We start from the raw sequence: 7,492 nt of genomic DNA on the forward strand, positions 1-7,492 counted from the left end.
CGCGTGCGCTCATGGCGCCCCGCTACAGAACGGACAGGTAGCTGTCGAGCTCGAAGGGCGTGACCTGGGCGCGATACGCCTCCCACTCGGCACGCTTGTTGCGCAGCACGAAGTCGAACACTCGCTCACCCAGGGTCTCGGCCACCAGCTCGGAACGCTCCATCGCCGTGATCGCCTCATTCAGCGACGTGGGCAACGGCTCGTAGCCCATGGCGCGGCGCTCGGCGTTCGACAACTCCCAGACGTCGTCCTCGGCGCCGTCGGGCAGCTCCAGACCCGCCTCGATGCCCTTGAGGCCGGCCGCCAGCAGCACGGAGAACGCGAGGTACGGGTTGGCTGCCGAGTCCATGGCGCGGTACTCCACGCGCGCCGACTGGCTCTTGCCCGGCTTGTGGACCGGGACGCGCACCAGCGCGGAACGGTTGTTCGAGCCCCAGCAGACGTAGGAGGGCGCCTCGGCCCCGCCCCACAACCGCTTGTACGAGTTGACGTACTGGTTGGTGATCGCGGTGATCTCCGGCGCGTGACGCAGGATGCCGGCCATGAACTGGCGCGCCACCTGAGACAGCCCCAGCTCCGCACCCGCCTCGAAGAACGCGTTGCGATCGCCCTCGAAGAGGCTCATGTGCGTGTGCATGCCCGAGCCCGGGGCGTCGAAGAGCGGCTTGGGCATGAAGGAGGCGAACACGCCCTGCTCGAGCGCCACCTCCTTGATGACCGTGCGGAACGTCATGATGTTGTCGGCGGTGGTGAGCGCGTCCGCGTACCTCAGGTCGATCTCGTTCTGACCCGGGCCGGCCTCGTGATGGCTGAACTCGACGGAGATGCCCATGTTCTCGAGCATCGTGATGGCCTCGCGGCGGAAGTTGTGCGCGGTCCCCCGCGGGACGTTGTCGAAGTAGCCCGCCCTGTCCACCGGGACCGGCGCCTGACCCTGCTCGAACTGCTTGAACAGATAGAACTCGATCTCGGGGTGCGTATAAAAGCTGAATCCCTGGGACGAGGCCTTGTCGAGGGTCCGCTTGAGCACCTGACGCGGGTCCGAGAGCGCGGGCTCGCCGTCCGGCGTGAAGATGTCGCAGAACATGCGGGCGGCACCTTGGCGCTCGCCGCGCCACGGCAGGATCTGGAAGGTCGCCGGGTCGGGCTTGGCGATCATGTCCGCCTCGTACACGCGGGTGAGGCCCTCGACGGCCGAGCCGTCGAAGCCGATCCCCTCCGCGAAGGCGTTCTCCATCTCCGCGGGCGCGATGGCCACCGACTTCAGGATCCCCAGGACATCGGTGAACCAGAGTCGGATGAACCGGATGTCGCGCTCCTCGACGCTGCGGAGCACATATTCCTGCTGCTTATCCATGACGCCTATCCTGCCCCATCCATGTGAACAACGTGTGACGTCGGCGGCGCGCCCGCTCCCCCTAGTCTTGACGCATGTCGACGCTTCGCATCGCGCTCGCCCAGATCAACCCCTGTGTGGGCGACATCGCTGGTAACGCAGCCCTTGTGCTGGATCGGTGCCGCGCCGCGCACGCGCTCGGCGCCGGCGTGGTCGCGTTCCCGGAGATGGTCACCACCGGGTATCCCATCGAGGACCTGGCGCTCCGCGAGAGCTTCCAGCGTGCCGCCGCCCGCTCCGTCGAGGACATCGCGACCACCCTGGCGGACGAGGGCCTGGGCGGCCTCATGGTGATCCTCGGGACGCTGGGCGTGTCTCAGGGCGGCAGACCGTTCAACCAGGCCGTGGTGATCATCGGGGGCGCCGTCGCGGCCCGCTACAACAAGCACCACCTGCCCAACTACGGCGTCTTCGACGAGCGGCGCATCTTCGCCGCCGGCGAAGATGCGTGCGTGGTGACCGCCGCATCGTCCCCCGTTGGTGTGGTCATCTGCGAGGACATCTGGCAGGACGGCGGGCCCGTCGCGCAGCTGCACGGCGCCGGGCTGCGGCTGCTCGTGGTGCTCAACGGCTCCCCGTTCGAGGAGGGCAAGGGCCACGTCCGCACCGAGCTCGCCGCGCGCCGCGCGCGAGAGGTGGGCGCGCCGCTCGCGTACGTCAACCTCTGGGGCGGTCAGGACGACCTGGTGTTCGACGGCCACTCTTTCATCGTGGGGGCGGATGGCGAGGTGGTGACGTCCGCGCCCGGGTTCACGGACGCGATGATCGTGTGGGACGTGCCCGAGGCGGGCGAGCCGGCAGCGTCGGGGATCGTCGAGCACGAGGGCGTCGACGAGCAGACGTACTGGGCGTGCGTCACCGGCCTGCGCGACTACGTGCTGAAGAACGGCTTCTCCTCCGTGGTGCTCGGGATGTCCGGCGGGATCGATTCCGCGCTCACGGCGGCCATCGCGGCGGACGCGATCGGGGGCGAGAACGTGGTGGGCGTCTCCATGCCGTCCGTGTTCTCCTCCGAGCACTCCAAGGACGATGCGGCGGAGCTGGCGAAGCGGATCGGGGCGGACTACCGCGTGGAGCCCATCGCTCCCATCGTGGAGGCATTCCAGCGGCAGCTCGCGCTGAGCGGCGTCGCCGAGGAGAACCTTCAGGCGCGCGTGCGCGGCGTGATCCTCATGGCGCTGTCGAACCGCGAGGGACACCTGGTGATCGCGCCGGGGAACAAGTCCGAGCTCGCGACGGGGTACGCCACCATCTACGACGCGGGGTCCATCGGCGGATTCGCGCCGCTGAAAGACCTCGACAAGACGCGCGTGTGGGAGCTGGCGCGCTGGCGCAACGCGCACGCGACCGCGCGCGGCGAGGTCGAGCCCATCCCGGTGAACTCCATCGAGAAGCCGCCGAGCGCGGAGCTGCGGCCCGGCCAGGTGGATCAGGACTCGCTGCCGCCGTACGCGCTGCTCGACGAGGTGCTCGACGCCTACGTCGAGCACGCCGAGGGCCGCGCCGAGCTGCTCGCCCGCGGATTCGACGAGGCGGTGGTGGACAGGGTGCTGTCGCTGGTGGACCGCGCCGAATGGAAGCGCCGCCAGTACCCGCCGGGCCCCAAGGTGACGGCGTTGGCGTTCGGGCGGGACCGGCGCCTGCCCATCACGTCGCGGTGGCGCGAGCTGGAGGAGTAGGCGCGGGGCCGCCGCGACACAATTCCGCACCGTTGACAGCTTTTCGCCTCGAAAGCGACACAATTCCCTACCGTTGTTGGGGACGGGCGGTGGGGCACCCGAGTCGTCGAACCCACCGTTGCCCCCCGCGTGAGACAGTGGAGCCATGAGCCCGAAGAAGGTCCGGATCCACCACTTCAAGGAGATGAAGCAGCGCGGTGAGAAGATCACCATGCTGACCGCCTACGACTTCCCCACCGCCCGCGCGTTCGACGCCGCCGGCGTCGACATGCTGCTGGTCGGGGACTCGATGGGCGACAACATGCTGGGGATGGAGTCGACCGTGCCGCTCACGGTTGACGAGATGATCCCGTTCGCGCGCGCCGTCTCGCGCGCCGCCCAGCATGCGTTCGTGGTGGCGGACCTGCCGTTCGGCAGCTACGAGGTCTCCCCCGAGCAGGCCGTCGAGTCCTCGATCCGCATGATGAAGCTCTCGGGCGCGCAGGCCATCAAGTTCGAGGGCGGCCGGCGCATCGCACGCCAGGTGAAGGCGGTGACCGATGCGGGCATCCCGTTCTGCGGGCACCTGGGCTTCACGCCGCAGAGCGAGAATGCGCTGGGCGGGCGCCGCATCCAGGGCCGTGGCGACCACGGCATCGAGGATCTGGTGGCCGATGCGCTGGCGCTGCAGGAGGCGGGCGCCTTCGCCGTGGTGCTCGAGATGGTGATCGCACCCGCCGCGAAGGCCGTCACCGAGGCGCTCGACATCCCCACCATCGGCATCGGCGCGGGCTCGGACACCGACGGCCAGGTGCTCGTCTGGCTCGACATGGCCGGCGTGGGCGACTGGCACCCGAGCTTCTCGAAGCAGTTCGGGAGCGTGGGCCAGGCGATGACCGATGCGGCGGCCGCCTACGTGGGCGAGGTCAAGGCCGTCACGTTCCCCGGTCCCGAGCATCGCTTCGACGCCTGACGCGCACGCCACCCCGCGCCGCGCGAGCGCCACACCACCAGAATCGTCCCCCTCACCGAAGGAGCATCCATGTCCTCGATCATCGTCACCGGTTCGGAGGGCAAGCTGGGCCGCGCCGTCGTCGACCGCCTTCGCGCGGACGGCCACGAGGTCCACGGCCTCGACAGCCGGCCCGCCACGCCCGGCTTCGGATACACCCGCATCGACCTCACGGACGCCGGCCAGGTGCTCGACGCGATGTTCGGCGTGCAGGACCGCTACGCCTCCGTGGACGCGGTGGTGCACCTCGCCGCCGTCCCCGCGCCGGGCCAACTGAGCGACGTGGCGGTGTTCCACAACAACATGCTCGCCACCTTCAACGTGTTCCAGGGCGCGCGCCGGGCGGGCATCACCAACGTGGTCTACGCCTCGTCCGAGACGGTGCTGGGCCTGCCGTTCGCGATCGATCCCCCGTACATCCCCGTGGACGAGGAGTACGACGCCCGCCCCGAATCGAACTACTCCCTGGTCAAGCACCTCGAGGAGCAGATGGCGATCCAGCTGTGCCGCTGGGACGCGGATCTCAAGATCATCGCGCTGCGCTTCTCCAACGTGATGTACCCGGAGGACTACGCCGAGTTCCCCGGGTTCGACACCGACCCGAAACTGCGCCGCTGGAACCTCTGGGGCTACATCGACGCCCGCGACGGCGCCCAGGCGGTGGCGCGGGCACTGGCCTACGAGCCGCGCGGCTTCGACCGCTTCGTCATCGCGAACGCGGACACCGTGATGTCGCGCTCGAGCGCCGAGCTCGCGGCCGCGGAGTTCCCCGGCGTCCCGGTGGTGAAGGAGTTGGGCGAGCACGAGACGATGCTGTCGATCGACAAGGCCCGCCGCCTCCTGGGCTACGAGCCCGAGTTCTCGTGGCGGGACGCGGTCTGACTCACACCCGGCGGCCGTCCCACCGCCGCGGCACTCGGTAGTAGAGCAGCACCCACGCGTTCGATGCGACGGTGAGAATGTCGACCGCTGCCGCGGCCCTGCCGTTCGTCGCGACGCCGCCATCGGCCGCGATGGACCCGAGCACCACGGCCGCGGCGACGTTGGCCACCACCAACAGGATCACCACCACGGTCCAGGCGATGCCGCCGTCGGACACGACCCCCGCATCGTCCCCGCGGCGCGCCCGCGCCCAGCCCCTGAGGCAGCGCAGCAGCCAGCCGGCCATCAGGCCGGCGGTGAAGCCCACGCCGGCGGAGATCGATACGTCACCACGGCTCCACAGGCGAGACGCGACGTCGACGCTGCCCGCGATGAGCAACACGAACAGCACCACCAGCACCCAGAACGTGGCCTGCCGGCGTAGCGTCAGCGGCCGCCCCGCTCCGGCCTCAGGATTCGTCGTCACCCCAGCGGTCCTCGTCCTCCCACGCCTCGTTGCGCGCCTGTGCGATCTCGAGCGCGCCGGCGGCCTCCTCGGGGGTGGGGTACGGGCCCATCAGGTGCTCCCAGGAGCTCTGACGCCCCTTCTCCACCATCCGGGTACGAGTGTTGTAGTAGTACTCGACCGGCGGGTCGCTCTGGGTGGACATCGGCATCGCCTCCATGAATAGACTGCCAGGCATGAGCCCTGTACGCGAGAGCATCTCCAAGGGCGCGGTCACCCCGATGCGCGACGTGCCCGGCGTGATCGCCCGGCCCGAGTACGTGGGACGCAAGCGAGCGAGCCTCTGGAGCGGCGGCGACGTCCACAGCGCGGAGACCATCGACAAGATCCGGGTCAGCTCCCGCATCGCCGCGCAGGCGCTGGCGGAGGTGGGCCGTCACGTGGCTCCCGGAGTGACCACCGACGAGCTGGACCGGATCGGTCACGAGTTCATCCTCGACCACGGCGCGTACCCGTCGACGCTCGGCTATCCCGGCGCCGCCGGACGGCCGCCGTTCCCGAAGGCGATGTGCACCTCGGTGAACGAGGTGATCTGCCACGGCATCCCCGACTCGACGGTGGTCGAGGAGGGCGACATCGTCAAGGTGGACATCACGGCGTTCCGCGACGGGGTCCATGGAGACAACTGTGGATCCTTCATCGCCGGCGAGGGCTCGTCGGACGCACGCAAGCTGGTCGAGGTGACCCACGAGGCGATGATGCGCGGTATCAAGGCCGCACAGCCCGGCCGCGAGGTCAACGTCATCGGCCGGGTGATCGAGAAGTACGCCGCGCGCCACGGCTACGAGTCCGTGCGCAGCTACACCGGCCACGGCGTGGGTCCCGCGTTCCACACCGGGTTGGTGATTCCGCACTACGACGCGGCGCCTCACCACGACGACGTGATCGAGCCGGGCATGGTGTTCACGGTCGAGCCGATGCTGTGCATGGGTTCCGAGGCGAACCACGAGTGGGATGACGGCTGGACCGTGGTCACGGACGACGGCTCCTGGGTCGCGCAGTTCGAGCACACCATCGTCGTCACCGAGAACGGACCGGAGGTCTTGACGCTGCCATGAGCAATGACATCGCACTAGGGGTCGACATCGGTGGGACCGGCATCAAGGCCGCTCCCGTCAGCCTGAAGACGGGCGCGTTCATCGAGGACCGATATCGGATCCCGACGCCGCAGCCGTCGACGCCGGATGCGATCGCCCGGACCGTGGCGAAGGTGATCGCCAAGTTCAACCCGTCCACGCAGGTGCCGATCGGCGTCGCGTTCCCCGGCGTGGTCCAGCACGGCATCGTGAAGACCGCCGCCAACGTCGACGACCAGTGGATCGGGACGGACCTGCGCGCGATCATCCGCGACTACGCGGGGCACGACGTGCATGTCCTCAACGACGCGGACGCGGCCGGCTACGGCGAATACAAGTTCGGCGCGGCGCACGGTCAGGGCGGCTCCATCCTCTTGACCACGCTCGGCACCGGGATCGGCACCGCGATGATCGTGGACGGCACGCTGGTGCCCAACCTCGAGCTGGGCCACATCATGATCGACGGTCACGATGCGGAGGACCGCGCGGCGGAGTCCGCGCGGGATCGCTACGGCTACGACTGGGATCAGTGGATCGACGAGCTGCAGAAGTACTACTCGGAGATGGAGCGGCTGCTGTGGCCGGATCTCATCATCGTGGGCGGCGGCATCTCGAAGTCGCACCACATGTTCCTGCCGAAGCTCCGGCTGCGGGCGCCGATCGTGCCCGCGGAACTGCTTAACGGAGCCGGCATCGTGGGAGCGGCGGCGGCCGCCGCCGCGGCGGTGAAGCGCGAGCGTGACCAGGCGAAGGCCGCGGTGAAGTCCGCGAGGGCCGCCCAGAAGCGCGCGGCCAAGGCGGCGGCCAAGGAGTCCTGACGTCGGCCGCGGGCCGAGCCCGCACGCCGGGCCGTATCCTCCCGCCACGGCGTTCCACGGCACTCCTGTTCTCGAGAGCGCACGAGCGCGACTCGAGCCCCTGGCGCCGCCGCGATCGCGAGGCCGGGCGCCCATCAGGACGGGG

The 7,492-nt window shown here is 69.4% G+C and carries 8 protein-coding genes; 5 read left to right on the forward strand and 3 right to left on the reverse strand.

Annotated elements, in window-relative coordinates:
• Nucleotides 1-22: 22 nt before the first annotated feature.
• A complete protein-coding gene (glnA, locus tag Q0L54_RS09190; protein WP_296667462.1) occupies nt 23-1,357 on the reverse strand; it encodes a type I glutamate--ammonia ligase in 1,335 nt (444 codons plus the stop codon).
• A 74-nt stretch (nt 1,358-1,431) separates the two neighbouring features.
• On the opposite strand from glnA, the gene Q0L54_RS09195 reads away from it, so the two are divergent.
• From Q0L54_RS09195 to Q0L54_RS09205, 3 genes are all read left to right on the forward strand, one after another.
• Nucleotides 1,432-3,075, forward strand: coding sequence for an NAD+ synthase (locus Q0L54_RS09195; RefSeq protein WP_296667463.1), 1,644 nt, complete (start codon nt 1,432-1,434; stop codon nt 3,073-3,075).
• A 145-nt stretch (nt 3,076-3,220) separates the two neighbouring features.
• Nucleotides 3,221-4,027 carry a 3-methyl-2-oxobutanoate hydroxymethyltransferase gene (gene panB, locus Q0L54_RS09200; protein ID WP_296667465.1) on the forward strand — a complete coding sequence of 269 codons (807 nt, stop codon included), beginning with the start codon at nt 3,221-3,223 and terminating at the stop codon, nt 4,025-4,027.
• A 69-nt stretch (nt 4,028-4,096) separates the two neighbouring features.
• Nucleotides 4,097-4,948 carry an NAD(P)-dependent oxidoreductase gene (locus Q0L54_RS09205; protein ID WP_296667468.1) on the forward strand — a complete coding sequence of 284 codons (852 nt, stop codon included), beginning with the start codon at nt 4,097-4,099 and terminating at the stop codon, nt 4,946-4,948.
• A gap of 1 nt (nt 4,949) precedes the next feature.
• On the opposite strand, the gene Q0L54_RS09210 is transcribed toward Q0L54_RS09205, so the two are convergent.
• Both Q0L54_RS09210 and Q0L54_RS09215 read right to left on the reverse strand, forming a co-directional pair.
• Nucleotides 4,950-5,414, reverse strand: coding sequence for a hypothetical protein (locus Q0L54_RS09210; RefSeq protein ID WP_296667470.1), 465 nt, complete (start codon nt 5,412-5,414; stop codon nt 4,950-4,952).
• Nucleotides 5,398-5,598 (reverse strand): SPOR domain-containing protein, encoded by a 201-nt coding sequence (locus Q0L54_RS09215; protein ID WP_296667472.1) that lies wholly within the window; start codon nt 5,596-5,598, stop codon nt 5,398-5,400. Before Q0L54_RS09215 ends, Q0L54_RS09210 begins: the two co-directional genes overlap by 17 nt.
• Nucleotides 5,599-5,629: 31 nt before the next feature.
• On the opposite strand from Q0L54_RS09215, the gene map reads away from it, so the two are divergent.
• A complete protein-coding gene (map, locus tag Q0L54_RS09220) occupies nt 5,630-6,511 on the forward strand; it encodes a type I methionyl aminopeptidase (RefSeq protein ID WP_296667474.1) in 882 nt (293 codons plus the stop codon).
• Nucleotides 6,508-7,347 carry a polyphosphate--glucose phosphotransferase gene (gene ppgK / locus Q0L54_RS09225; protein WP_296667476.1) on the forward strand — a complete coding sequence of 280 codons (840 nt, stop codon included), beginning with the start codon at nt 6,508-6,510 and terminating at the stop codon, nt 7,345-7,347. Before map ends, ppgK begins: the two co-directional genes overlap by 4 nt.
• Nucleotides 7,348-7,492: the final 145 nt, after the last annotated feature.

Origin of the sequence: Demequina sp. (genome assembly GCF_024642165.1) — a bacterium.
Classification (GTDB): domain Bacteria; phylum Actinomycetota; class Actinomycetes; order Actinomycetales; family Demequinaceae; genus Demequina.

Coding starts and splice junctions, on each gene's coding strand:
- glnA (WP_296667462.1), bottom strand. CDS start 1,357: ATGGATAAGCAGCAGGAATATGTGCTCCGCAGCGTCGAGGAGCGCGAC.
- Q0L54_RS09195 (WP_296667463.1), top strand. CDS start 1,432: ATGTCGACGCTTCGCATCGCGCTCGCCCAGATCAACCCCTGTGTGGGC.
- panB (WP_296667465.1), top strand. CDS start 3,221: ATGAGCCCGAAGAAGGTCCGGATCCACCACTTCAAGGAGATGAAGCAG.
- Q0L54_RS09205 (WP_296667468.1), top strand. CDS start 4,097: ATGTCCTCGATCATCGTCACCGGTTCGGAGGGCAAGCTGGGCCGCGCC.
- Q0L54_RS09215 (WP_296667472.1), bottom strand. CDS start 5,598: ATGTCCACCCAGAGCGACCCGCCGGTCGAGTACTACTACAACACTCGT.
- map (WP_296667474.1), top strand. CDS start 5,630: ATGAGCCCTGTACGCGAGAGCATCTCCAAGGGCGCGGTCACCCCGATG.
- ppgK (WP_296667476.1), top strand. CDS start 6,508: ATGAGCAATGACATCGCACTAGGGGTCGACATCGGTGGGACCGGCATC.